We start from the raw sequence: 25,978 nt of genomic DNA on the forward strand, positions 1-25,978 counted from the left end.
AGTAATCTCATGTATTTCAAACGTTTTGCCACATTGGCAGCAGCTATGTGTCTATGGCAGAGCTCTTGCCTGGCTGGAGCCATCGCCCCAACGCCACTGATCAGCCGGGACATTCCGGCCTATACCTCTGCGGAGCCAGCAAAAACTATCCACGACAGCAATTACCGCACGATATGGCGTGGGGAAGCCCCCGGCTATGTGGCATTCGATCTGAGCAGTCTGCCAGCGGCCCGACGCCAACAGCTGGCTTTGGTCTGGTACAGCGACAGTTATGACTATGATCCCACCATCAAGAACCGCCCTTCCTATGGCCTGCTGAAAAACTATACCATCGAAATAAATAAAGCCCCCGGCGGCAAACTTCCTACCAAGGGCTGGCAAAAACTCGTAGAAGTGAACGACAACCCCCATCACTCAAGGCAACACATACTAAATACCATCGATGCTAACTGGATTCGCCTGCATTTTGACCGCGTGGACAATGCAGGCGGAAAAAACGCCAGCATCAATGTCGATATTCACGATGTCAGCGGCGGGCTTGCCGACGACTGGATTATCTATGGTGATTCCATAACCGCTGGCTGGGGCAACTATTCCAGCAGTCCCTATGGTCCTGCCGGCCAGCTGGTCAATGCCGCCAATCCCATGTACTATCCCATCCTGGAATGCGGCGGCACAGGCAGCATCACCTCCCAGGATGGCCGGGAAAAGATCCAGGATTGGCTGAAGGTCTTCCCCGGTCACTATGTAGGGCTGGCTTTTGGCACCAATGATGCCTGGGGACACAGCAATAATATGGAGCAGTTCGCCGACAATATGAATGAAATCGTCAAAACCATCACCGCAGCAGGCAAAGTTCCTGTCATCGCGAAGATTCCCTGGTCCAGCGAAAAAGCGGTAGCAGATAATGCGCCCGCCTACAACGCCAAGATTGATGAACTCTATGCCAAAAATCATGCGGTCATCCCAGGCCCGGATTTTTGGAACATCTTTAAGGATAAGCGGGAACTTCTGAGTCCGGACGGCGTGCACCCCAGCCCTAAAGGCTATGGCATCATGCGCGCCGCATGGGCAAAAACCATGCTGGAACAACCCCGTGAAGGCTGGAGTCAGGAACTCACCCCGGAACTGGCAAAGGAGGCCGCTAAAAAATGAGAAAAAAAGCATTGTTGGCTATGCTTCTGGCATTAGGAACAGGCACCAGTCCCGGTAATGCGGCCAGCATTAACGCCGATTCCCCACAGATCCAATACTTTGGACGCTGGGAAAGCACTTCTGGTCTCCGCCGCTGCGCTCAGGGAGCTACCTATATCAAAGCCAATTTCACCGGCACCAGCCTATCTGCCGACCTCAATGGCCCCGGTGACTGGTGGCGTGTCAGTATCGATGGCCAGCCCTTCCGTCGTTTCCGCCCCCAAGGCAAAAACACAAAACTGGCGGAAAATCTGCCAGACGGCAACCATAAAGTACTGTTGGTTCGTTCCACTGAAGGCTATATGGGAATCAGCGAATTCCGCGGTTTCATCATCGACGACCATGCCCAGATGCTTCCCCCGGACCCCTTGAAAAAACGTCGGCTGGAATTCGTAGGGGACTCCATCACCGCCGGTGCCAAAAACGATGGGCCGGCCAATGCCCCTTATAATGATATCGAGGATAATGATATGGCCTATGGCCCTCAACTGGCTCGGATGCTCGATGCCGATTACAGCGTATTGGCAAAATCCGGTGAAGGCATTATCCACAACTGGGCCGAAAGTTGGCCTGGAAAGGAGGTGCATACTGCCGATCGCTATGGCTGGGTTCTCTACAGCGACAAAAAATCCCCTGACCATAAACAATGGGACCCCCAAAATTTCCCCGTAGATGGTATCATCATCGCCATGGGCACAAATGATTTCAGCGATAGCGAGCGCAAGCCCACGAAAGAAGAATTCACCCTAGGATATAAAAACCTGATTCGGACTGTACGTGCCCTAAATCCCCATACCCCCATCATCTGCACAGAACCTGTCCCCAGCTGGGTTCCTCCCCATGTACGCAGCTGGATCAAGGAAACCATTACTTCTCTACATCAGCAAGGTGAGCAAAACCTTCACTTCATCCCCCTGAATGAAGGTGCCCCCTTGCTCGATGCCACTGACTACGCCGGCGATAACACCCATCCCCTGAAAACCGGCGCAAAAAAAATAGCCCTTTATCTCAAAGATAAAGTAGCCAGTATATTAGGTTGGTAAAAAAATTCCCTAAGCCCTGAAAATGGCTTAGGGAATTTTTATTATTTAGACCAGACCATGCGCCAGCATGACATTGGCTACCTTGATAAAGGCAGTGATGTTAGCACCGGCTACGAGGTCATCAGGATCTGCATATTTTTCGGCATTGGCCTTGGAGTTCTTGTAGATATTGGCCATGATATCCTGCAGTTTGCCATCAACTTCTTCGAACGTCCACTGCAGGCGTTCGGAGTTCTGGGCCATTTCGAGGGCCGATACGGATACACCGCCCGCGTTGGCTGCCTTGCCCGGGGCAAAGAGCACCTTGTTCTGCTGGAAGTATGCGATAGCTTCAAGCGTAGACGGCATGTTGGCGCCTTCGCCCACGGCGATTACGCCGTTAGCAACGAGAGCCTTAGCACTTTCGAGGTCAATCTCTCCCTGGGTTGCACAGGGCAGAGCCACGTCGCATTTGACCGTCCAGACGCCCTTGCAGCCTTCGTGGTATTCTGCCTGCGGATGCGTTTCCACATATTCCTTGATGCGGCCGCGGCGAACCTGTTTGATTTCCTTGACGGCAGCGAGGTCGATGCCGTTGGGATCATAGACATAACCGTTGGAGTCAGAGCAAGTCACGACTTTCGCACCGAAGGCCTGTGCCTTTTCAATCGCATAGGTAGCCACGTTGCCGGAACCGGATACGACCACCGTCTTATCCTTGAGACTGATATCCTTGGCATCGAGCATGTTCTTGACGAAATATAAGAGGCCATAGCCGGTAGCTTCGGTACGGGCAAGGCTGCCCCAATAGTCCACACGCTTGCCGGTCAGGACGCCGGCATCATAGCTGTCGCGGATGCGCTTATACTGGCCATAGAGATAACCGACTTCACGGCCGCCCACGCCGATATCACCGGCCGGAACGTCCACATCCGGGCCGATATGGCGATAGAGCTCGGTCATAAAGCTCTGGCAGAAATGCATGACTTCGTTATCGGATTTCCCATGCGGATCGAAATCGGAACCCCCCTTGGCGCCGCCGATGGGCAGACCGGACAGGGCATTCTTGAACACCTGCTCGAAGGCCAGGAACTTCAGGATATCAAGATTTACACTGGGATGGAAGCGCAGGCCGCCTTTGTACGGGCCAATGGCGCTGCTCATCTGTACGCGGAAACCGCGGTTCACATGAACTTCACCCTTGTCATCCTGCCAGGGAACACGGAAGGTGATCACCCGCTCCGGCTCGATGATGCGTTCCAGAATCTTTTGTTCCTTAAACTCGGGATGTGCTTCCAATACTGGAATAACGCTCTCCAACACCTTGGATACCGTATTCTTGAACTGCGGCTGGTCCGGATCGCGTTTTGCAATCAGGTCTAACGTATCTTGTACATACTGTTTCATGTCTGCCAAAGTAATCGCTCCTTTGTCTATAAAACTTATACAATTCTGTCTACCGTAAATCATTATACTACATTCTTGCCTGAATGTACACAATTTTATCATAAAGGTGAAAACATCTGTAAATTACAACATATCTGTAAAGATGTCCTTACGCATTCTGCACATACTTCCGTGGCAAGATCTGCAGGAATCTGCTGATATGGCGCCAATGGCCATAGAGGGACTGGGACCAGGACAGGAACAGCTGCTTCTTCGCCCGCGTCAGCCCCACATAAAACAGCCGTGCTTCTTCCTCGAGCCGCTTGCTTTTCTCCGCCTGCATGCTCGGGAAGGTCCCCTCCTGCAAACCTGCCAGGAACACATAGTCAAACTCCGAACCCTTGGCCTGATGGATGGTGATAATGGGAATCTGCGGCTTTTTCGTCAGGGTATCGAGTTCCGTATTGGACAGTGTCGTATAGCGCAGGAAGCGCTCGATGGCATCCAGCGGACGGATGGCCTCATCATCGAGGTCACGTGCCTGCCGGAACAAATCCCGCAGATGTTCCACGCGCTGCGGCTCCTTATGAGCCTCGTAATAATCCTTCATGCCAAAGTCCAGCACGATCTTCCCCAAGAGCTGCCAAGGCCGCAGACGGCTTGCCTGATGGCGGACCTCAGTCAGTTTTTCCGCCCATTCGGTAAACAGATCCTGATATTTGCTCATGATTTCCCGACGTTCTGCTGCATGCGGCCGCAAATCCCGTTCCACGGCATAGAGCAGGATTTCCGCCGTCGCCATGATATCATCAAAGGCATCATGAGAAGACGGGTGGCTGACCTGACAGTATTTGCCCAAAAATTCCAACTTGTGGTTGGGCAGGTTCGGATAGAAGCGCCGGAAGATATCGAGCGTATCATAGAACTGCGGATAATCCAGCTGCGGCATATCGAGCCGCGACAGTTCGCTGCCCAGGATTCGCAGGTCATAGGTGACATTATGCCCTACGAGCACGGCCCCGCGGGCAAAGTCGCAGAAATCCTGCAAGACCTTTTTGGGATCTTCCCCTTCGGCCGCCAATTGCGCATCGGAAAACCCATGAACCTTGAACGAATCTCCCACTTTGGTCAGAGGCTTCAACAGGCGCACGAATTTTTCCTTCACCGAGCCATCCTTGCCCAGTCGGATGCCCGCAATCTGCACGATTTCATCCCGCGTCGTGTCCACCCCCGTGGACTCCACATCGAAGACAATCACATTTTCTGCTTCAATAGCCTGTAAAAGTCCCGCATAGGGATCGCCGGCCTGCCGCGCTTCAGCCTCCACAAAATCCGTGAGCCGGATACCCGCACTGCGGATTTCATCACTGGACAGCTTCTTGATGGTCGCCGGGCCAATGCCCTTGGCAAAACGGTTCAGCACCCGCACGAGACTGGCCACATCGTGCTTGTTGACCGCCAGTTTCAACACCGCCAGCGCATCCTTGACCTCCTGCCGCCGGAAGAACTTCTGCTCGTCAATCAGCATGAAAGGCAAACGCTCGTTATCGGGCAGGAACCGCCCCAAAGCGCGGAAATGTGCCGACAGTTCCTTGTTATAGCGATTGCTGCGCGTCAGGATGCACACCCGGGAATAATTTTCCACGGGCAGCTGCTGTATCGTGTAGTAAATCCATTGCGCCTCCTCGCTGAAATCTGCCGCCCCCTTGAGCACGATGGGCTGGCCGTAGTCATGACTTACTGCCTGTAAGCCGTCCGGATACAGCAGATTCACCCGCTCCGGGAAATAGTTCCGCAGCCAGTCAAACGAGGCATTCAGCAACACCTGCGTGGCCCGGTAGTTTTCGTGCAGCACAATGCGGCGGGGCTGATAGTCCTGCTGGAACCTGCGCAGTACAACCTCCGGATGAGAGCCTCGCCACTCATAGATGGTCTGAAAATAATCCCCGCATAGAAGCAGGCGGCTTGTGCCGAAAATCTGGGAAATGATGCGGTACTCAAGCAAGCTCGTGTCCTGCACCTCATCGATATTGATATAGACAAAGCGCCGCGCCCATTTTGCCGCCACCTCATCCTGCCGGAACAGTTCATCCACCTGCACCAAAAGATCCGTAAAATCCAGCCCATGCAGCTCATGGAGTCGCTCATCATAAAGGGCGGTCTTCTCCGCCCCCCAAATTTGCCACCCTTCGTAAAGCCGCTGATGGAAGTGATAGGAATCATCAATGGCCAGATTCTTCACGCTTTGCGCATCCTCTTTAACCAGCTTGCGCAAAGTTTCCTCATAATCCTGCTGCAGATTGCCGCTGGCAATGGCGTACTCAGCCTTTTTCTCCTTGAGCTGGTTCACGAGATTCTGCACCGCTCGCAGGGGCCATTCCTCATCCACGATTTCCTTCAATAGCCCTTGGCAGTCTGACTCGTCAAATATCGTAAAATCCGTAAAGAGATCCGCATGCCGCTTGGCCTCGGCCTTGATGACCTCATAGCAGAAGCCATGGAAGGTCTTGACCATCACCCGCCGGCCATTTTCCCCGGCCCGGACCTCCACCCGCTCCCGCATTTCCCGGCAGGCCTTGTTGGTAAAGGTCAGACAGAGGATTTCCTCGGGCATGGCCCTGTTTTCTTCAATGATATGTGCAATGCGACAGGCCAGGGTATTGGTCTTGCCCGTCCCAGCCGGTGCCAGCAGGAGAATATTCTTCTCCAGTTCCTCTACGGCTGCTTTTTGTTCCTTGTTCAATTCCTGTAATTCCATAGTTCCTGTGTCACCTTGGTTCATTGGTTCATTCATTCCTGCTGTTGCTGCCGTCTTCTATCGGCACCCTGACGGTTATAATAAGCCGCTTTGTCCCTGTACATCTCATGGTCAGCCAAGGCAATCAGCTCACTCAGACTCAGCTTTTGCGTCTCACCATTATGCGCAATTCCCAAAGACACCGAAAGAACTTTATTCTTGTCGCCCTGCCAATGGCCAAAAGCGACTTTCAGCGCTTGTACAATCGATGGAAGGCTTTCCGGCACGGCTTCTATAATGGCCACAAATTCATCCCCGCCAGTCCTGTATACAGAACCATAGGGCGACAAAACCTGCTTCATGCAGCCGGCAGCCCCGATCAGGAGCTCATCCCCAGCCTCATGCCCCAGATTGTCATTAGCAGCTTTTAGCCCATTCAGATCCATGGAAAGCACCACCAGATCATCCCGCGGATAACCTTTGCTATGGGCACTCAGGAAAATATTGAAACTGTTCCGGTTGAGCAGGCCCGTAAGATTATCATGATGGGCGATATACTGTATTTTTTTCTTATTGTGACGAATGAAAAAAATGTAGGCCAACAAGACGCTTAAAATCGCAATGATGATTCCCGCCACCAGCCAAACGGCCAGCAAATGCTCCACCAGATAATCCTTGAAGGTCATCGGTGCCATCCTGCCCGTATACGCATAAGTGGAAGTGAGACTGAAATCAGCCGGCAGCCTCGATATGCCGCGATTCAATATCGATAACAGCTCGCTATTCCCATGTCTTACAGCAAAGCCACGGCTGATGTAATGCTTCAAAGGAATCGTCTGTAATTCCCGATAACCTGCATGCAGCAGATAAGCATCCTTGCGGAATTGATTGAGGATACAACCATCAGCCTCTCCGCGTTTGACGGCAGTAAGCATTTCCTCGACATTATCGTAATAAACGATTTCCGCCTCAGGATAATAAGCCTTTACATAGGTATCGCCAATCGAATTCTCTCGTTTCACCCCGATACGCCGCAGATTCAGCGCAGAAAAATCGCCCATGTATATCAGATGCATGGGCGTAGTGATAACCTCACTGCTCAGGAACAGACCATCCCGTTCCGCCTGTTGTACATCGTTATTGATGGGAAAAGCCACATCGACAGAACCATTCGCCAGCGCATGAATCAGTTCCTCATAGCTGTTATAGGGAACCCCCTGAAAACGCACTTTATCCTGGATGTTCAGTTTCAGCGCAATTTCCTGCAGGATATCTTTCAGAATACCATTTATCTGCCCTTCATCGTCACAATCCGACAAGGGCAGATAGTCATCTATATACCCCACCGTAATCACCGGATGCGCACTGAGCCAGGCCAGTTCGTCCGCAGGCAGATTGGCCACTACGGCCAGCTTGGAAAAATACGCACTGGCCAGCATATCGGTAAATCTAGGGTTCGTCGCACTTATTTTCCGAAGCGCTGCATTGAGGTCCTGCAAGAGATCCGGACGTTCCTTATTGATGGCCAGATAATAATCCGACTGCCCAATCTGTGCCAGGGGAATCAGGTTCTCATCATCCTGAACCGCATTGTCCGTATCCACTGTGGCCTCCGCCCGCTGTGCCTTAAAATCCTTATAGCGTTTCGCATTACCGCTATAGGTAAGGATGTTCAGCTGATAGCGTCCCTCCTCATTCCAGCGCTGGAGCAGGTCATACATGATCGTATTTGCATTGACACTGACCGTGTGGCCTGCCAGCCCCTCAAGGCCGCTGCCAGCCAGAGGATGATCTGCATGGACATAGATATAATAGTTCTCCGAGCCCATAGCATAATCGGGAAAGAGCATCTTACCAAAGCGTTCCGGCGTCTTTGAAACGCCGGCCATGACATCCACTTCCCCTTTGCACAACTTATCCAGGATAGTCGCCCAGTCCCCATATACATAGGTATAGCTCCAATTCGTATAATAGGACACACGCTGCAGATAGTCATAAGCCATGCCCGATTTGGCCGCATCATCACTCATACCCTGCATGAAGCAGGGCGCTTCCACATAACCAACCCGAACCGGCTTCGTGTCTGGAACTGTATTTCCTGAGGCCCATACCTCCTTAAAAACTGTTTCAACTTCCCCCATCCTGCCGGCTATGCCTAAGAACAGGACAAGACATAAAAAAACACGCAAACAAAGTTTAACCAAACCTACACCCTTTTCCTTATGGCTCAATGTGCTGCCAGCGAAGCCTCAAACACTTCCACGCAGGATTTCTTCTGTTTTGCAGCCAGTATCTCCTCATAGCTGGCCGGCGTCATGCCCATGCGCAGGAATTTCTCATGAAGTCCGATGGTCTGATCGATTGCAGCCCGTGTGATGCCGATTGCTTCTGCTTCTGCTCTGAATTCTTCAGCTGTCATAATAAATCATCCCTTCTGCACATTTTTTACTAACTGTTTATAATATTTCCACCTTTTACGAAAAAATCCTGCTAATTTATATATTTTTCCACTCTTATATGTTCCCCATCCGTATAAAACACCACTGCCCCATCTTCATCCGTCCGATATGTCTTGATCCCTTGCTGTGCAAAACGTTTGACCACATCAGGCTTGGGGTGGCCGAAGCTGTTGTCCGCCCCCACACAAAATACACCATATATTGGCTTCACGGCCTGCAGGAATTCCGGTGAACTTGAGGTGTCGCTGCCATGATGGCCAATTTTTAGCACGGTGCTGGCAGGATTTATGCCCTCTGACAATAACTGCGCTTCTTTTTCCCTAGTCAAATCCCCTGTAAACAGGAAGCTGGCCTTGCCATAACTCACACGATAGACGTTGGAGGCTTCGTTGCCGGTCTTATTATCCCCATCCTTAAGCGGCGGCGCAAACAAGACCTCAATGGTCACGCCGTCCACCACCAGCTGCTCGCCCTGCCGGCCAACATGGAATTTATGCAGCAGCGGATCATTATCTCCGAGCTTCATGCTGCGGGCATAATCGAGCACGCCTTCATCTGCCGTTATCACCTGCGTCACCGGGATTTTCTTCAGGATGGAGCCACAGCCTGCCGCGTGATCTTCATGGGCATGGCTCAGGAAGATGCCATCAAGCCGCAACACGCCATAATGAAGCAGATATGGCACGTCCACCTTTGCGCCGATATCAAAATTGCCATCCCTTGTACCGCCGCAGTCAAACATAAAAGCATGCCCATGGGGCGTAATGATCAGCGCCGCATCTCCCTGTCCCACGTCAATGAAATGCACCTGCAATTTCTTTGGCTTTGCCAGCTGCATACTGATAATAAAGACCAGCAATACCAATGCGCCTATCCCGAGCAGTTTCCGCTTCTGTTTCAACCTGACAGCAGCTTTCTCCCTTTGCTCCTCCGTCAGCAAAAACATCCCCAAACCTGCATAATACAAAGCACTCCAGCCAAAACTCAGGGAAGGAATCCAAACCTGGCTTGCGGGCAGGGCGGCAATCTTGGCCGTCATTTCCGTGACAATGCCCAAAAGCAGGCTGTCGCAGACAAATACTACACTGCCCACAAATGGCAGGATAAAGGCAACAACGCCCGCAAACAGCCCCAACACGATCATCAGTTCCACCAAAGGCATCACAATCAGATTGGCCAGCAGGGAAGACAGGGACAGCTGATTGAAATACCAGGCCAGTATCGGCAATGTCGCTAATTGCGCGGCCATGGTTATGGAGATGCCTGCGGCCAGATACTTACTGCAGCCGTGCTCCCGCATATAGTTCTGCCAAACAGGAGCCAGATACAAAAGCCCTGCCGTGGCCAGAAAGGAGAGCTGAAAACTGATATGAAAGAGCAATAACGGCGAGATAATCAGCATCACCAGCCCGGTCAACAACAAGATTCGCCGGGCATCCCGTTCCCTGTCCAAAGCCAGTGCCACAAAAGCCAAGGCCCCCATAATGGCCGAACGCACTACCGGCGGCACAGCGCCAGCCAACAGACTGTAAACGATAATCAGGGCCACCACCAACACCGCCGTAGCGGCCTTCGGCAGCCGCAGCAACGTGCCAAGCGCGGCCATCACCGCTGCCAGCAGGCTGATATGGGAACCTGACACGGATAATATATGTACGATACCAACGGCCGTAAAATCCTCAACCAGCTCTCTTTTGATGCCATCATAGCCGCCGAACAGCATTGCAAAGATAGCCGCCGCATCGGCTTTGGGCATGCCCTGCTCCATGCGCTCCCGATAATGTCGGCGGATTTCCACCAGCTTGCGCTGGAATACTGCCGTATCCACTGCGGTGACTTTTATCCCCTGTTTTCCCGCTGAAAGTGACGCTGTGATGCCCTGACTTTTCAACAGCATCTTTGTATCAATCTGGCCGGGATTCTGGTAGCCGTGCGGGGAACGCACCTTGCCCGTTACATTTACCTTATCTCCAATCTGCACTGCCGGTGCCTTATGGCTATGGGCATAAATATACAGGCCGCCACTGCCCTTCTGCCAATCCTCCCCTTGCTTTTTTACTCTCGTCACATCAATAAGATAACGCTGTTTCTGCCCGCCCTGAGCGTCTTCGCTCAGACGCGGCTCTTCGCGCAATATTCCCTCCACCTTGACCGTTTCCCGGGCCAAATGGGAAATATCCGATGCTGGCAGGGTATCCACCGCTGAAAAACGCAGCATGCCCAACAGGAAAAACAATAGCGCCAATGCCAGTCCCGTCCATTTCTGTGCACGATAACAACCATAAGCTGACAATATCCCCAATACGATAATGCCTGCCAGTATCATGCCCCATGTCAGATGGACTAGACTCGCCGCAAAAATCCCTGCACCAAGAGAGAACAGCAATATTCCCAGAAAAACTTCCTGCCCTTGCCCAATCTGCATGGCCTTCACGCTTTCTCAAATACAGATCTTATCCTTCAGCTTGGCAAATTTCGCGTCCCCAATGCCGCGGATTTTCTTGATATCCTCGATGGACTGGAACGCCCCTTCCGTTTCCCGGTACTCAATGATCCGCTTGGCCATGGCCGGGCCGATTCCCGGCAAGGTGTCAAGTGCCTTCTCGTCTGCCGTATTGATATTGACCTTTTCCCCAATGTCAGCTGACTTTGACTTGTTTGACCGCTCAGTTTGACTGCCATTTGCGGCGGGATTCTTCTCCGGCACTTTCAGCTGCTGGCCGTCCTTCAAGGCCTGTGCCATATTGACTTTTTCGCTGTCCGCAGTTGGCAGCAGACCGCCGCAAGCATTGACTGCATCGGCCGCCCGCGCTCCCTCCGGCACCTTCACCAAGCCCGGCTTGTTTACCGCCCCCGTCACATAAACCGTAATCTCCTTTGCCGGCAGATTACCGTCACTCGTTCCTGCTGACTCCAGCACCACCGACTGTCCTTCCTGATAAAGCCCATAATAGGTGCCGCCCGCTGCTGCAGCCACGATAATCAGCAGGATAAACATTGCCTTTTTGTACATTGGCATTGCACGTCACCGCCTTTTATCCGTTATGACTATACACCTGCTACTTCGCGGACAAGCAAAAAACTCCTGCCGCAACAGGAGTTTTTCTGCCTATTATTTTAATCAAACCGCATAGAAGTTCACGAGCTTGGCATCCAAAATGCCGTCAATGCCCTTGACATCCTTGAGCACTGCGGCAGGGATATCATGGTCAATGGTCAGTACCATCAAGCTCTTGCCTTCGACTTCCGTCTTGCCCACCTGCATGCCGGAAATATTGATGCCATGAACCCCCAGGAAGGTACCTATCGTACCAATAACGCCCGGTTTGTTGATATGCGGGCAGACGAGGATGCGGGCCTGCGGATCTACGTCCACGCGGAACTTGTTGATGCGCACGATGCGGGCTTCGCTGCCAAAGAGCGTGCCCTGTACCGTCAGCGTCTTGCCGCCGCCAATATCAGCCTTGACCGTAATCAGGTTGGCAAAGTCTTCGGCTTCCTTCTTCTTGACTTCCGTGACCTTGATGCCACGCTCTTTGGCCAGACCAGGAGCATTGACATAGTTGACGTCATTTTCCATGACCGGATTCAAAAGTCCTTTGATCACGGCCGTGGTCAGCATGCCGGTCTTGACTTCCGTGATTTCGCCATTATAGGTGACTTCCACCTTCTTGACCGGTGCTTCAGCCAGGGATGCCACCGTGCCGCCCAGACGCTCAGCCAGCGGCAGATACGGTGCGATGACCTTCATGACCTGCGGGGAAACCGGCGCCATATTGACCGCCGTAGCCACCGGCTCGCCCTTGAGGGCAGCCAGGATGCCTTCGGAAACGTCGAGGGATACACCGACCTGTGCTTCCACCGTGGAAGCACCAAGATGCGGCGTCAGCACGATGCCCGGTACGCCCACCAGCGGATGGTCAGCCCCCACCGGCTCGCTGGTGAATACGTCGATGGCAGCACCGGCTACAATGCCCTGTTTAACTGCTTCGGCCAAATCTTCTTCGACGATGATGCCGCCGCGGGCACAGTTTACAAGGCGCACGCCCTTTTTCATCTTCTTCATCTGCTCCATGCCGATCATGCCCTTGGTATCGGGAGTCAGCGGCATATGCACCGTGATGAAGTCCGCTTGGGTGATGACATCCTCCAGCGTGCCCACCGTCACGCCTAGATCCTTGGCACGGTCTTCATTGATATAAGGATCATAAGCAATGACATTCATATCAAAAGCCATCGCACGTTTGGCTACACCGGAACCGATACGGCCCATACCGATAACGCCCAACGTCTTGTTCCGCAGTTCCACGCCCACATACTTCTTGCGATTCCACTCGCCTTTCTGCATGGTCTCGTTGGCAATGGGGATATTACGGGACATAGCCAGCATCATAGCCATGGTATGTTCCGTTGCAGCGATGGTGTTGCCGCCCGGAGAGTTGATGACGATAATGCCCTTAGCCGTAGCAGCCGGGATATCAATATTATCCACACCGACACCGGCACGGCCGATAATCTTCAGCTTCTCAGCCCGGTTGATGACTTCAGCCGTCACCTTGGAAGCTGAACGCACCATCAAAGCATCATACTGGGGAATAACCTCCAGAAGCTCTTCAGCAGAAATCTTATCCCGCACATCAACTTCAAATTCCTTCTGCAAGAGCTCAATGCCCTTGGGCGAAATACCATCAGCAGCCAAAACCTTCATATCAATCGCTCCTTAAAATCAAAATCAATCACTACTCCATTATAAGGTATCCACATTATAGTATCAAGTGTGTTTTACAGAAAAACACAATTTATTTTTTTTAGCATCTTTTTTAAATTTTTTTCGTAAAATATAAACAATATAACAACAAATTATAACTCATCATACTAATATCAAGAAGATAAACCGTAAATTGTCCATATTTTACAATAATCTATATCTATTATTCTAATTAGTTATGGTATGGGAAAAAAATCACGTTATTCATTGACAAAGCCATAATTAGCACCTATACTATGCTTGTGATGTTAAATTTTGTGATGCTCGAAAAACATAGAATTTACGCGACCTCCAAAGCTTTCATATTATGTTTTTCCGGCTCATCACAGATAAAGACGCATAATTGATTTTTATGCGTAAATAACTCAGAGGAGAGTGTTTAGTTATGGCAAAGAAACCCGTAAAAATCATGGAGACTGTCCTGCGTGATGGTCACCAGTCCCTTTGTGCCACTCGCATGCGCATCGAGGATATGCTTCCCCAGCTGAAAGCCCTCGATGAAGTGGGTTACAAAGCCTTGGAAGCCTGGGGCGGTGCTACTTTCGATACCTGCCTGCGCTTTTTGGGTGAAGATCCCTGGGAACGCCTGGATACGCTGAAGGCCAATCTCAAGACGCCGATCCAGATGCTCCTGCGCGGCCAGAATCTTCTCGGCTATAACCACTACTCCAACGACGTTGTAGAAAAGTTCGTACAGCATGCTTCTGCTCACGGTATCGGCGTATTCCGTATTTTCGATGCCCTGAACGATGTCCGCAATCTGAAGGTTGCCATCGAAGCAGCACTGGCTTGCCCGGAAAAGCCGGAAGTACAGGGATGCCTGGTCTACACCATCAGCCCGGTTCACACCAACGAGAAATTCGTGGAACTGGCCAAGGAATTGCAGGATATGGGCTGCCATTCCGTCTGCATCAAGGATATGTCCGGCCTCTTGAAACCGTATGTTGCGGAAGATCTGGTCAAGAAACTCAAAGCCGCTCTGGACATTCCTGTGGAACTGCACACGCATTGCACCTCCGGTTTCGGCCATGCCACTTACCTCAAAGCCATCGAAGCCGGCGTAGATATCATCGACACGGCTCTGGCTCCGTTCTCCTCTGATACTTCCCAGCCTTGCACGGAAACCATGGTTCGCGCTTTGGAAGGCACGGAATACGATACGGGCATTGACGTGCAGAAGCTCACGCCGATTTCCAAGCACTTCCTCGAAGTCAAGAAACGCGTCATCAACGAATTCAACCTCAAAGGTTATTTCGATATCAACCCGAATGTACTGGACTTCCAGATTCCGGGCGGCATGCTCTCCAACCTGGCTAACCAGCTCAAGGAAGCCGGCATGGAAGACAAATATCAGGAATTGCTGGATGAAATGCCCCGTGTACGTAAAGACCTGGGCTATCCGCCGCTCGTTACGCCGTCTTCCCAGATTGTGGGCACCATGGCAACCTTCAATGTCATGAGCGGCGAACGCTATAAGATGGTTCCGACAGAATTCAAGGATCTGGCCCGCGGCAAATTCGGCCGTACGCCGGTTCCCGTCGACAGAGATTTCCTCACCAAGACGCTGGGCATTGCTCCGGAAGATATCATCGAAGATTGCTCCGTGGAAGATGCTAAAGCTACGACCTTTGCTGAATTCGAAGCAGAGCTCAAGGAAAAAGGCTTCCTGAATCCGTCCGAAGAAGACGTCCTCTCCTATGCCCTGTTCCCGCAGGTTGCCGAGGAATTCTTCCAGAAACATTATCAGAAGGTAACGGCTTACAAGCGTTCCTGATAAAAAGTTTAATACTGCCATGTCACAAAAAAGGACTGACCAGACACCGACTGGTCAGTCCTTTTATAATGCAAAGCAAGATGAAAAATCTCACGATTTTTCATCAGCCCTTACACGAAATCTAACCGATTCTGTGCCTTGCAGGCTTGACTCGCTAAGATTTCATAGTAAAAAGACATCTGATGAGCTGATATTGACTCATCAGATGTCATTCCTTATTTCAGTCGTCCTGCGTACCAGGGCATTTTCATTTCATGCTCCACCGTGGTTTCTTCGGAATGGGCACTCAAAAGCACTGTTTCCTTGGGCAGCGTAAGAATACGCTCTGTGATCTTGCTCAGCAGGGTTTCCTCATCGCCGCCGGGCAAATCAGTGCGGCCATAGCTCTCACGGAACACGCAGTCGCCAACAAAAGCCACGCCATCCTGTTCACTGTAATAGATGCAGCCATCACTGGTATGTCCGGGAACATGACGGAGCTGCAACCGGAAATCAGGCTTGTCCTTCAAGGTGATTACGGCATTATCCGGCAGATAATTCACATCATGCAGGATAATGTCCTTCCCTAACTGATCCGAGAGATTCCAGGCAGGATTCTCAGCGTAGATTTTGCCCTTCTCCTGCATATAGACCTCAGCCCCCCAGGCTTCCTGCAGCTCATTTACGGCAGCGATATGGTCAAAGTGGCCATGCGTCAGCAGGATCTTTTCCATGACAAAACCGCGTTCCTCCGCCACTTTCTTGAGTTTATCGGCTTCGGCTCCCGGATCGATGATGAAACCGTGCTTGCTTTCCTCATCGACGTAGAAATAAACATTGGTAGGCAGATATTTCGTGACTGTAACCTGCAAAATCATTTGACTCACCTCATATTCGTCAGTCCTGATATTCAGCTTTCATCGCGGCAATCTTATCCATGATGCTCTGGGAGAATGCTGCCAGCGCTTCCTTATCCTTATGGTCGCCTTCAAATTTCATTGGCTCGCCGTAGATGACCTTGAGTTTCGGGAAGTGTCCCCCATTGGCAAAAATCTTATCCGTGCCGATAATGGCGGCGGGAACGATGGGAGCCTTGCTCATGGCGGCAATCAGCCCCACACCTGCTTCAGCCTTGCCCAATTTACCCGTGCGGCTGCGGGTGCCTTCCGGAAACAGCCCTAAGCAACGGCCCTCTTTCAAGACCTGCATGGCAGCCTTGATGGCGCCACGATCGGCAGCACCACGCTTTACGGGGAAAGCATGGCAGGCGGTGATCGCCCGGCCAAAGATGGGATTCTTGAAAAGTTCAATCTTGGCCATATAGCTGACCGGCCGATGCAGGAACGTAGCCACCAATGGCGGATCCCAGTTACTCATATGGTTGGCGGCCAGAATCACGGCACCGTCCTTGGGCATATTTTCCCGGCCGTAGATCTCTGCGCGGAAAAATAATTTGAAGAACAAGCCAAATATCAATTGCAATAAACTATATAACATGGAACGCACCTCATTTGCACATAGCAAGGATGCGCTCAACAACTTCGTCGATGGACAGGCCTGTGGTATCCAGCAGCGTTGCATCCTCTGCCTGCACCAAAGGGCTGATTTCCCGTTCGCTGTCGGCCTTGTCCCGGGCAGCGATATCGGCCTTCATCTTTTCCATGTCGATTTCGTATCCCTTTTCCGTGAGCTCCTTGTGGCGGCGGCGGGCACGTTCCTCGATGGAAGCGGTCAGGAAAATCTTCACATCGGCGTTGGGCAGGACGTTGGTGGCAATATCGCGGCCATCCATAAGCACACTACCCCGCTCCCCCATCTTGCGCTGAAGGTCTACCATTTTCTCACGAACAGGACCGAGGGCAGCCACCTGAGATACAATAGCGCTGACTTCCGGCGTACGGATCTGCCCGGTAACATCAGTACCATCCACAGCTACAGTAGTCTTGCCATCCTTGTACTGAAGATCTACATCAATATCCTTGACCACTTCGAGAATCAGCTCGTCGGTGACTTCTTTCTGCTGCTGGAGGGTTTTCCAGGCCACAGCGCGGTACATGGCGCCAGTGTCGATATAGGTATAGCCCAGCTTTTTGGCGGCTAATTGCGCCACCGTGCTCTTGCCTGCGCCGGCAGGGCCGTCGATTGCTACTACTAAGTTCTTCATTTTCTGATTTCCTCCAAAGTCTGATAAAATTCAGGATAAGAGATATTCACGCACTCGGGGTTTTCAATGGCGACGCCTTCACCCACTGCCCCCAGGATAGCCAGAGACATGGCAATGCGGTGGTCGTCATAGGAAAAGGCTGTGGCATGCTGAAGTTTGGCACTGCCATGGATAATAAGGCCATCTTCCCGTTCTTCAATGGACCCCGGTGCCAGCTTGTTGAATTCCTTGGCAATGGCCATCAGGCGGTCGGTTTCCTTCACCCGCAATTCTCCAGCGCCAGTGATAACGGTATCGCCTTTAGCGCAAAGAGCCGCCACAGCAATAACGGGAATCTCGTCAATCAGGCGGGGCATAATTTCCGCCCCAAAGGTGGTGCCTTTGAGTTCGCTGTATTCCACCAGCATATCCGCTGCGGCTTCCCCGCCGCTCGTGCGCTCATTCTGCAGGGTAATCTTAGCGCCCATATCCTTGAGCACATCGAGGATGCCCGTACGGGTGGGGTTGATGCCCACATTCTTCAACAGCAGCTTGCTGCCGGGTACAATGCTGCCTGCCACCAGCCAATAGGCGGCGGAGCTGATGTCACCAGGCACTTCGATTTCTGCCGGCGCCGTGAACTTTTCCACAGGCTGAATGGTTACAGCCGTACCCTCACGCTTGAGCTTTACACCGAAGGCAGCGAGCATCTGCTCCGTATGGTCACGGGAGACAAAGGGTTCATTCACCGTGGTTTCCCCTTCGGCAAACATGCCCGCCAGCAGGATGGCGGATTTCACCTGGGCACTGGCCACAGGGCTGTCATAGTGCATGCCCTGCAGTTTCTTACCTGCGGGCACTACGGTAATGGGCAGCTTGGCATTATTTTCCCGGCCATAAATCTGCGCGCCCATTTTAGACAGGGGCTTGATTACCCGGCCCATGGGGCGCTTATGCAGGGAGGCATCACCCGTAAAAGTGGACAAAAACGGCTGCGCGGCCAAAATTCCCATCAAGAGGCGCAGGGTGGTGCCAGAATTGCCCGCATCCAGAATGGTTGCCGGTTCCGTGAGACCATGCAGGCCATTACCCGTGACAATCAGCTCCGTATCACTGATGAATTCGACTTTTGCGCCCAAAGCTTCCATGCAGGCTGCCGTGGACATGCAGTCCTGAGCATGCAGGAAGTTCTTGATACGCACCGGCGTATCCCCCAAAGCAGAGAACATCACACTGCGATGGGAAATTGACTTGTCACCGGGTATTACGATTTCGCCTTGCAGGCCCTGACGGGCTTTTTCAATCTGGATTTTTTCCATTCTGCCAACCCCTTTTTTATCGGTATATATGATTAATCGTTCCACACACTCCAGTTACCCGCAGCGGCGCCCATCGAGAACGCTGCCTGCAGATTATAGCCGCCGGTGTAAGCGTCCACATCCACCACTTCCCCAGCAAAATACAAGCCTTTGACCAGCTTTGACTCCATGGTCTTGGGATTGATTTCCTTGACGGAAATCCCCCCGGCTGTCACAATGGCCTCAGCTATTGGTCTTGCTTTCGTTATGGTCAAGGGCAAGTGCTGCAAGGTCTGCCCTAAGCGATGGCGTTCTTCCACCGTGATCTGATGGACGGGCTTATCCATTTCCAGGAAGGCCGCATCCAGTACCGGCTCAATGAGCTTGTGGGGCAGTAAGTCCACCATGGCATTGCCCAGCTGCTTGCGCTGATACTTGGCAAAATCCCGCTGCAGACGAGCATCCAACACATCTTCGGCCAATGCCGGCTTCAAATTGAGCTCCAGTTCCACGAAGGCATCGTTCTGCAGTGCTTCCGTGGCGGCCCGGCTCAGGGACAGGATAATGGGGCCTGTGACGCCGAAATGGGTGAACATCATTTCCCCGAACATATCCGTCTTTTTCTCGCCATCCACCAATAGCGTTGCTTTGACATTGCGCAAGGAAAGCCCCTGTACGGATTTTACCCAGTCTTCCTCCGTTTCCAACGGCACCAACGACGGCCGAATATCCATCAAGGTATGGCCCAGTTTCTGAGCCATCTTATAGCCATCCCCCGTTGAGCCGGTGCCGGGATAAGAAGCACCGCCGGTACAGAGGATTACGGCCTCAGCTTTAAGCCTGACCCCGCTTTGCAGGATTACCCCCTTGACCTCGTTATCCTGCACGAGAATATCGCGGACAGGACTGTCGGTTTCAATTTTCACGCCCAGCTCGTGGAGTTTATGCACCATGGCATCCACCACATCCTGGGCCTTGTCGCTGACCGGAAATACCCTTTGTCCCCGTTCCACCTTGGTGGGTACACCGGCAGACTCGAAGAAGTAAATGACATCCTCATTGTCGTAAGCCCGCATGGAGCTGTTGAGGAACTTGCCATTGCCGTGGATATTCTTGATGATTTCCGGCACCGTGGCGGCGTTGGTGATATTACAGCGTCCCTTGCCCGTAATCAGCATCTTCTTGCCGGGACGCTTCATCTTTTCCAATATGGTAACATCGGCCCCGTTCTCCGCCGCCTTGATGGCCGCCATCATGCCTGCGGGCCCGGCACCGATTACAATGATCTTTTTCATGCTTGTTCTATTCCTGCTATATGATAGAGTTCTGCTACCTCGGCATCGGTCAAGGGCCGGTAATGACCGCGCTTGACGCCTGCCAAATTCAGCTTGGCAAAGCGGATGCGCTTCAGCGCCCGCACATCACAGCCGATAGCCGCAAACATCCGGCGCACCTGCCGGTTGCGGCCCTCGTGAATGGTGATTTCCACCTTGGCCTCGTCCTCTACCGTGTCCAATAACCTCACGACAGCAGGAGCCGTCAGACCGTCTTCCAGCCGGATGCCCTGGCGCAATTTGTCCAAGGCATTTTCTGCAGGCACAGGTGCAACCCTGGCCACATAAGTCTTGTTGACCTTATAGCGGGGGTGCAACAGGCCATTCATCAGCTGGCCGTCATTGGAAATCAGCAGCAGGCCCTCCGTATTGTTGTCCAACCGTCCCAGAGGATAAACCCGCTGTTTGACTTCCGGCAGCAGATCCAGCACCGTGCGCCGTCCCCGCTCATCCTTGGCCGTGGACAGATACCCTTTGGGCTTGTTCAAAAGGAAATAGACCTTTTCTTCCGCCAGAGTCAGAGGTTTGCCATCCACGCAGATGCGCTGGCTGCTCTCATATTTACCGCCTAGTTCCATGATAACCTTTCCGTCAACGGTAACCCGGCCGGCCAATATCAGCCCTTCCGCCGCCCGCCGGGAGGCAATGCCTGCTTGGGCAATGATTTTTTGCAAGCGTTCTGCCATCAGAACAGTCCTTTCCAGAAATCACGCAGCCAGTTCAGCAAATTGTCCCAGAAGGAATAATAGGCTACATCCTGGGCTGCCAGCAAATTGATAGCTCCCTGACGCTTGCCGTTATAATAGCAGACCACCTTGCCCACTACATCCCCCTTCTTTATCGGGGCAACGACCTCCTCGGGAACTTCCAGTTTCTTCTCCACCTTGCCGGTCTCCCCGGTCTTTTCCGCAGCTACCAAGGATTCGTCCGCAATGAGTTCAATCTCATCCTGACGGCCATCGGCTACTTTTATCTTGGTCACCACTTCTCCCTTTTTCACCAAGGACTTAGCGTGAACATTCTGGAAGCCGTAATCCAGCAGGGCAATGGAGTCATTCCACATATAATAGCTGTCCAGCACCACGGCCACCAATTGCATGCCATCACGGCGGGCAGCGGAAACCAGACAGCGGCCAGCCGCTTCCGTATAACCGGTCTTGACACCGTTAGCGCCCCGATAGAGCCAGAGCATCTGATTTTCATTGCGCAGTTTCTTGGCGGGATCTTTCACCCAGTCATAGAGGACTTCCTGCTGGCTGACAATCCGTTCAAAGTTAGGCAGGCTGTAACCATAGGCCGCAATCTTAGCCAGATCAAAAGCCGTGGTGTAGTGGTTATCGTCCGGCAGGCCATTTGGATTAGCAAAATGGGTATTATAGGCGCCGATTTCCGCCGCCTTTTCATTCATCATTTCCACAAAGGCGGGCACGGAGCCGGCGATATGCTCGGCAACAGCCACGGTGGCATCATTGCCGGAGTGCATAATCATGCCTTCCAGGAGTTCCCCCAGGGGAATCCTATCCCCCTGCACCAGCCACAAGGTAGATCCTTCCACCCCTTCAGCATTCTTGCTGACCGTGACCATATCGTCCAATTTGCCATGTTCCAATGCCACAATCAGCGTCATCATCTTGGTGGTGCTGGCGGGATAGCGGCGGGCATCGATATCCCGCTCATAGAGCACCTGTCCCGTCACCGCATCCATCACGATTGCCGACCGGGCCGTAAGCTTCTGCAGGGGATCGGCGGGACTGACCACCAGCCCCGGAATCTCCGGCCGCTCCGGCTGCACATAGACCTTATCCTGCAACTCTGCATAAGCAGGGGAAGCAAGGGGCAAATCAAACATCGTAAAGCTTGTGGCGCCTAACAACAAAGCGGCTGCCACGCGGCAAGCAATAGCTCGTCTCAAACAAATACACTCCAATTTTCAAAAATCATAACACTACTATTCTATCATTCCCGCCCCTGCTTGACAATGACAAGTCAACTAAAACATAAAGCCAGCGGGCTGTTGACTGTCAATCTGACTTGTCAAACCGCCCGCTGCTTCTTCATTATGTTCAAGTTTCAGAGAATCAGCGCTTTTTGACCCCCTGCGCTCCCAACACCTTGACCAATTCTGCCAAGGTTTCTTCCGTGTTGTCCAAGGCGCATTCCGGGCCCAGTTTCTGCCAGCGCCCCTGATAGATATAAACCGCATTTTCCCCTGGATGTGCCGCCATCACCTTTTTTATCGCTGCAATAGCCTGTTCATCACCAGCCTTGGGCATCAAATAGTATTCCGGTTTATACTCATCCATCGACCAGATCTTATCGGCCAATATCTTAACCGTATCATCCTTCAAGTCAGCCTTGCCTTGGATGACCACCGGCGTATCCGGCACCAGCGCATTCATGGACTGATAGAACAGCCGCGGGAAAACCGTGACCTCCATCTGCTCCGTATAATCTTCCAATGTCACAAAGCACATGGTTTCCCCTTTTTTCGTGGTGATGCGCTTGCACTCGCTGACCAGCCCTGCCACCCGCAACGTCTGTTTGTCCTTGACGCCGCTGTCCTGCAGGGTTTCCAGCCGGGGCAGATGACCAATCTTGTCCTGATACTGATCCAGGGGATGACCCGTGATATAGAAGCCCGTGTTTTCCTTCTCCCAGGCCAGCCGGGTAAGCACAGGTGCTTCGTCCATATCCGGCAGCTTCATATCCATGGCGGTATCCTCCATGACATCGCCAAAAAGTCCTAACTGCCCATGGGCAAAATCCCGTTGCCGCCGCTGGGCTTCGCCTACCACTTTGTCCAGCACCGCCAACAGCTGGCTGCGCTTAGCCCCCAACGAATCGAACGCACCACATTTGATCAGGCTTTCAATCACGCGCTTGTTGACCGTGGTCATATCCAAGCGCGTACAGAAATCCAACAAGGATTCAAAAGGACCATCCTGCTTCCGGGCGGCCATAATGACCTTGATGGCATTCTCGCCCACGTTGCGCACGGCTGCCAGGCCAAAGCGGATATCCCCCTTATCCACGCCGAACATGATGTCGCTGGCATTGATGTCCGGCGGCAGGATCTTAAGCCCCATGCGATGTGCCAATTCGATATAAACCGGCACCTTCGTGCTGTTATCCATGACGCTCGTGAGCATGGCCGCCATAAATTCGGCAGGATAATGGGCTTTTAAGTACGCAGTCTGCCAGGCAACCAAGGCGTAAGCCGCACTATGGGACTTATTGAAGCCATAGTCGGCAAAATGCGTCAGCAAATCAAAGATGGTATTGGCCAGCTCCGCATCGATGCCATTGCCCGCACAGCCTTTCAGGAAGTTTTCCTTCTGGGCCATCAGGATTTCATGCTTCTTCTTGCCCATGGCACGGCGCAAAAGGTCTGCCTGTCCCAAGGAGAACCCCGCCAGCACCTGCACAATCTGCATGACCTGCTCCTGATAGAGCACCACGCCGAATGTTTCCTTGAGAATAGGTTCCAACAGCGGATGCATATAGGTGACTTCCTTGCGCCCGTGACGGCCACCGATGAAATCATCCACCATGCCGCTGCCCAATGGCCCCGGACGATAGAGGGCTACCGTGGGGATCAGATCGGCAAAATTCCGGGGCGCCAGATTTTTCACCAGATTGGTCATACCAGCAGATTCCATCTGGAACACAGCCCCCGTACGCCCATCGCAGAGCATTTTGGCCGTGAGTTCGTCCTCCAGCGGAATCTTGTTGATATCCACCGTCTCCCCGCGGGAAGCCTTGATATTGTCCAACGTATCGCTGATAACCGTCAAGGTACGCAGGCCCAAAAAGTCCATCTTCAAGAGCCCTAGTTCTTCCACATGGTCCTTGTCAAATTCCGTGACCAGCGTGCCTTCCGAAACAGAAACCGGCAGATAATCCGTCAGCGGATGCTTGGCGATAACCACGCCTGCGGCATGGGTGGAGGAATGACGGGGCAGCCCCTCCACCTTGCGGGCAAAATCAATCAGGCGATGGGCTTCTTCCGAGGATTCATAGAGATTGCGGAATTCCGTGGAAGCCTTCAAGGCCTTGTCCAAGGTCATCTTGAGTTCATTGGGGATCAGCTTGGCAATGGCATCCACCTGGGCATAAGTCATGCCCAACGCCCGGCCCACATCCCGCACGGCACCTTTCGCCGCCATGGTGCCGAAGGTTACAATCTGAGCCACATGGTCGTAGCCATAGCGTTCCTTTACATAGTCAATAACCTCTTCCCGGCGGATATAGCAGAAGTCGATATCGATATCCGGCATGGTCACGCGTTCCGGATTCAGGAAACGCTCGAAGAGCAAATCGTATTTGAGCGGATCGAGATTGGTGATGCCCAGCAGATACGCCACGATACTGCCTGCCGCCGAACCGCGCCCCGGGCCAACGGAAATCCCCTGTTCCCGGGAATGATTGATAAAGTCCCAAACAATCAAAAAATAGCTGTCATAGCCCATGCGATGGATAATGACCAGCTCGTAATCCAGGCGCTCCCGTATTGCCTCTGTGACTTCCGCATAGCGGGAGGGCAGCGCCTGCTCACAGAGCGCCCGCAAATAAGCTTCATCGTCTTTATACGCTTCCGGAATCGGATAATACGGCAACTGGATATGGCCGAACTCAAAATCCACCTGACAGCGCTCGGCAATCCTGGCCGTATTGCTCAGGGCTTCCGGGTGATCCGGGAACAGGGCCGCCATTTCCTCCGGGGATTTCAAATAATAATCATCGCTGTTGAAGCGCATGCGGTCCGGATCGTCCACGGTCTTGCTCATCTGAATGCACAGGAGGATATCGTGGAACTCACTGTCCTCCCGCCGCACATAATGGCTGTCGTTGGTGGCAACCAGTCCCAGTCCATACTTTTCCGCCAGCTCAATCAGGCCTTCATTGGCCATGCGTTCCTCGGGCAGGCCATGATTCTGGATTTCCAGGAAATAATTCTCCTTGCCAAAGATGTCGATATACTCCTGCACCAACCGGTCAGCCTTGTCCTTGTTGTTCTGGATCAGAGCCCGGGGCACATCGCCGGCAATACAGGCCGACAGACAGATAATCCCTTCATGGTACTGCCGCAAGAGTTCCTTATCCACCCGGGGCTTATAGTACATGCCCTCGATATTGGCCAAAGACACCAGCTTCACGAGATTCTTATAGCCCGTCTGATTCTCGGCCAGCAGAATCAGATGGTAATACTTCGTGCCGTTGACCTCCTGCCGCTCCCGGCGGTTACCCGGCGCCAGATAGACCTCACAGCCGATAATCGGCTTGATGCCCTGCTTCTTGCACTCCTTGTAAAAGTCAATGGTGCCATACATCACGCCATGGTCCGTGATGGCCAAGTGCTTCATGCCCAATTCCTTGGCCCGGCTCACCAGATCCTTGATGCGGGCGGCGCCATCGAGCAGACTAAATTCCGTGTGCACATGGAGATGAGCAAAATCTATCGTCTTGACTGCTTCCATAAGTAGTTCCTTCCTAAAATAATCAAAAAACGTTTATCCTTTAGTATAACATAAAACCTTGCCCCCTTGCAGGCTCTTTGCTAAAATATCAGTAAGAACAGTTTTCGGGAGGTGCCCGCTATGACCATACACGGAGCCGTTATCATCGAACAGGGTGTGACCTTTGCCATTATCGCCGTGAAACAATCCGTCACCATGTATACTGCCAGGATGGTGCAGACGCGCCATGAACTGGCCCAGTTCTTCCCCAACATGCCCATCATCCTCATGAGCCAGGACAACAGCGGCACGCCCCATTACTATGGGCGAAAGGATATCGTGGAATTTTTGAAGAGCATACGGCTGGATCAGATTCCCTGGAAGGAATATCATATCTACTGAATGCAAAATGACCTGTCAATCGGCAG

The 25,978-nt window shown here is 52.5% G+C and carries 19 protein-coding genes; 4 read left to right on the plus strand and 15 right to left on the minus strand.

Going from position 1 to position 25,978, the window contains the following annotated elements; genetic code table 11:
* The first annotated feature begins 9 nt into the window (after positions 1-9).
* The gene (locus tag SELR_RS09795) at positions 10-1,155 is read left to right on the plus strand and encodes an SGNH/GDSL hydrolase family protein (RefSeq protein ID WP_014425067.1); all 1,146 of its coding nucleotides are present in this window, start codon (positions 10-12) and stop codon (positions 1,153-1,155) included.
* On the plus strand, positions 1,152-2,237 hold the full coding sequence (locus SELR_RS09800; RefSeq protein ID WP_014425068.1) for a GDSL-type esterase/lipase family protein: 1,086 nt from the start codon (positions 1,152-1,154) through the stop codon (positions 2,235-2,237). The genes SELR_RS09795 and SELR_RS09800 overlap by 4 nt, the downstream gene beginning before the upstream one ends.
* Before the next feature lie 45 nt (positions 2,238-2,282).
* Here the strand turns inward: SELR_RS09800 and gdhA are convergent, their stop codons facing one another.
* The 7 genes from gdhA to serA all read right to left on the minus strand — a co-directional run bounded on the left by gdhA (position 2,283) and on the right by serA (position 13,506).
* Entirely contained in the window at positions 2,283-3,632 is a 1,350-nt protein-coding gene (gene gdhA / locus SELR_RS09805) for an NADP-specific glutamate dehydrogenase (RefSeq protein ID WP_014425069.1), read from the minus strand.
* A 139-nt stretch (positions 3,633-3,771) separates the two neighbouring features.
* The gene (locus tag SELR_RS09810; protein WP_014425070.1) at positions 3,772-6,360 is read right to left on the minus strand and encodes a 3'-5' exonuclease; all 2,589 of its coding nucleotides are present in this window, start codon (positions 6,358-6,360) and stop codon (positions 3,772-3,774) included.
* Between the two features lie 32 nt (positions 6,361-6,392).
* Complete coding sequence (locus tag SELR_RS09815) at positions 6,393-8,378, minus strand: transporter substrate-binding domain-containing diguanylate cyclase (RefSeq protein WP_014425071.1); 1,986 nt, start codon at positions 8,376-8,378, stop codon at positions 6,393-6,395.
* A 188-nt stretch (positions 8,379-8,566) separates the two neighbouring features.
* Positions 8,567-8,758, minus strand: a complete 192-nt coding sequence (locus SELR_RS09820; RefSeq protein WP_014425072.1) for a hypothetical protein — start codon at positions 8,756-8,758, stop codon at positions 8,567-8,569.
* A gap of 71 nt (positions 8,759-8,829) precedes the next feature.
* Positions 8,830-11,223: a DNA internalization-related competence protein ComEC/Rec2 gene (locus SELR_RS09825; RefSeq protein WP_041914375.1), complete on the minus strand. Its 2,394-nt coding sequence runs from the start codon at positions 11,221-11,223 to the stop codon at positions 8,830-8,832.
* A gap of 15 nt (positions 11,224-11,238) precedes the next feature.
* Entirely contained in the window at positions 11,239-11,817 is a 579-nt protein-coding gene (locus SELR_RS09830) for a helix-hairpin-helix domain-containing protein (RefSeq protein ID WP_014425074.1), read from the minus strand.
* Positions 11,818-11,919: 102 nt separating this feature from the next.
* Positions 11,920-13,506, minus strand: a complete 1,587-nt coding sequence (serA, locus tag SELR_RS09835) for a phosphoglycerate dehydrogenase (protein ID WP_014425075.1) — start codon at positions 13,504-13,506, stop codon at positions 11,920-11,922.
* Between the two features lie 445 nt (positions 13,507-13,951).
* Here serA and SELR_RS09840 point away from each other — a divergent pair, with 445 nt between their 5' ends.
* On the plus strand, positions 13,952-15,340 hold the full coding sequence (locus SELR_RS09840) for a pyruvate carboxylase subunit B (protein ID WP_014425076.1): 1,389 nt from the start codon (positions 13,952-13,954) through the stop codon (positions 15,338-15,340).
* 215 nt (positions 15,341-15,555) lie between these two features.
* Here the strand turns inward: SELR_RS09840 and SELR_RS09845 are convergent, their stop codons facing one another.
* From SELR_RS09845 to SELR_RS09880, 8 genes are all read right to left on the minus strand, one after another.
* Positions 15,556-16,197: an MBL fold metallo-hydrolase gene (locus SELR_RS09845; RefSeq protein ID WP_014425077.1), complete on the minus strand. Its 642-nt coding sequence runs from the start codon at positions 16,195-16,197 to the stop codon at positions 15,556-15,558.
* A 19-nt stretch (positions 16,198-16,216) separates the two neighbouring features.
* Positions 16,217-16,816, minus strand: a complete 600-nt coding sequence (locus SELR_RS09850; RefSeq protein ID WP_014425078.1) for a lysophospholipid acyltransferase family protein — start codon at positions 16,814-16,816, stop codon at positions 16,217-16,219.
* Positions 16,817-16,826: 10 nt separating this feature from the next.
* Positions 16,827-17,483 carry a (d)CMP kinase gene (gene cmk / locus SELR_RS09855; protein ID WP_014425079.1) on the minus strand — a complete coding sequence of 219 codons (657 nt, stop codon included), beginning with the start codon at positions 17,481-17,483 and terminating at the stop codon, positions 16,827-16,829.
* Complete coding sequence (gene aroA, locus SELR_RS09860) at positions 17,480-18,781, minus strand: 3-phosphoshikimate 1-carboxyvinyltransferase (protein WP_014425080.1); 1,302 nt, start codon at positions 18,779-18,781, stop codon at positions 17,480-17,482. The genes cmk and aroA overlap by 4 nt, the downstream gene beginning before the upstream one ends.
* A gap of 32 nt (positions 18,782-18,813) precedes the next feature.
* Positions 18,814-20,055, minus strand: a complete 1,242-nt coding sequence (locus SELR_RS09865; protein ID WP_014425081.1) for a BaiN/RdsA family NAD(P)/FAD-dependent oxidoreductase — start codon at positions 20,053-20,055, stop codon at positions 18,814-18,816.
* Positions 20,052-20,780: a pseudouridine synthase gene (locus SELR_RS09870; protein WP_014425082.1), complete on the minus strand. Its 729-nt coding sequence runs from the start codon at positions 20,778-20,780 to the stop codon at positions 20,052-20,054. Before SELR_RS09870 ends, SELR_RS09865 begins: the two co-directional genes overlap by 4 nt.
* Positions 20,780-22,006, minus strand: coding sequence for a D-alanyl-D-alanine carboxypeptidase family protein (locus SELR_RS09875; RefSeq protein ID WP_231848076.1), 1,227 nt, complete (start codon positions 22,004-22,006; stop codon positions 20,780-20,782). Before SELR_RS09875 ends, SELR_RS09870 begins: the two co-directional genes overlap by 1 nt.
* A 166-nt stretch (positions 22,007-22,172) precedes the next feature.
* Entirely contained in the window at positions 22,173-25,571 is a 3,399-nt protein-coding gene (locus SELR_RS09880) for a DNA polymerase III subunit alpha (RefSeq protein WP_014425084.1), read from the minus strand.
* 120 nt (positions 25,572-25,691) lie between these two features.
* On the opposite strand from SELR_RS09880, the gene SELR_RS09885 reads away from it, so the two are divergent.
* A complete protein-coding gene (locus SELR_RS09885) occupies positions 25,692-25,952 on the plus strand; it encodes a hypothetical protein (RefSeq protein ID WP_014425085.1) in 261 nt (86 codons plus the stop codon).
* Positions 25,953-25,978: the final 26 nt, after the last annotated feature.

Origin of the sequence: Selenomonas ruminantium subsp. lactilytica TAM6421 (assembly GCF_000284095.1) — a bacterium.
Taxonomy (GTDB): Bacteria; Bacillota; Negativicutes; order Selenomonadales; family Selenomonadaceae; genus Selenomonas_A; species Selenomonas_A lactilytica.

Excerpts from the sequence above, each read along its gene's own strand:
- SELR_RS09795 (WP_014425067.1), top strand. The coding sequence starts at position 10 with ATGTATTTCAAACGTTTTGCCACATTGGCAGCAGCTATGTGTCTATGG.
- SELR_RS09800 (WP_014425068.1), top strand. The coding sequence starts at position 1,152 with ATGAGAAAAAAAGCATTGTTGGCTATGCTTCTGGCATTAGGAACAGGC.
- SELR_RS09810 (WP_014425070.1), bottom strand. The coding sequence starts at position 6,360 with ATGGAATTACAGGAATTGAACAAGGAACAAAAAGCAGCCGTAGAGGAA.
- SELR_RS09815 (WP_014425071.1), bottom strand. The coding sequence starts at position 8,378 with ATGCAGGGTATGAGTGATGATGCGGCCAAATCGGGCATGGCTTATGAC.
- SELR_RS09820 (WP_014425072.1), bottom strand. The coding sequence starts at position 8,758 with ATGACAGCTGAAGAATTCAGAGCAGAAGCAGAAGCAATCGGCATCACA.
- SELR_RS09825 (WP_041914375.1), bottom strand. The coding sequence starts at position 11,223 with ATGCAGATTGGGCAAGGGCAGGAAGTTTTTCTGGGAATATTGCTGTTC.
- SELR_RS09830 (WP_014425074.1), bottom strand. The coding sequence starts at position 11,817 with ATGCCAATGTACAAAAAGGCAATGTTTATCCTGCTGATTATCGTGGCT.
- serA (WP_014425075.1), bottom strand. The coding sequence starts at position 13,506 with ATGAAGGTTTTGGCTGCTGATGGTATTTCGCCCAAGGGCATTGAGCTC.
- SELR_RS09840 (WP_014425076.1), top strand. The coding sequence starts at position 13,952 with ATGGCAAAGAAACCCGTAAAAATCATGGAGACTGTCCTGCGTGATGGT.
- SELR_RS09845 (WP_014425077.1), bottom strand. The coding sequence starts at position 16,197 with ATGATTTTGCAGGTTACAGTCACGAAATATCTGCCTACCAATGTTTAT.
- SELR_RS09850 (WP_014425078.1), bottom strand. The coding sequence starts at position 16,816 with ATGTTATATAGTTTATTGCAATTGATATTTGGCTTGTTCTTCAAATTA.
- cmk (WP_014425079.1), bottom strand. The coding sequence starts at position 17,483 with ATGAAGAACTTAGTAGTAGCAATCGACGGCCCTGCCGGCGCAGGCAAG.
- aroA (WP_014425080.1), bottom strand. The coding sequence starts at position 18,781 with ATGGAAAAAATCCAGATTGAAAAAGCCCGTCAGGGCCTGCAAGGCGAA.
- SELR_RS09865 (WP_014425081.1), bottom strand. The coding sequence starts at position 20,055 with ATGAAAAAGATCATTGTAATCGGTGCCGGGCCCGCAGGCATGATGGCG.
- SELR_RS09870 (WP_014425082.1), bottom strand. The coding sequence starts at position 20,780 with ATGGCAGAACGCTTGCAAAAAATCATTGCCCAAGCAGGCATTGCCTCC.
- SELR_RS09880 (WP_014425084.1), bottom strand. The coding sequence starts at position 25,571 with ATGGAAGCAGTCAAGACGATAGATTTTGCTCATCTCCATGTGCACACG.
- SELR_RS09885 (WP_014425085.1), top strand. The coding sequence starts at position 25,692 with ATGACCATACACGGAGCCGTTATCATCGAACAGGGTGTGACCTTTGCC.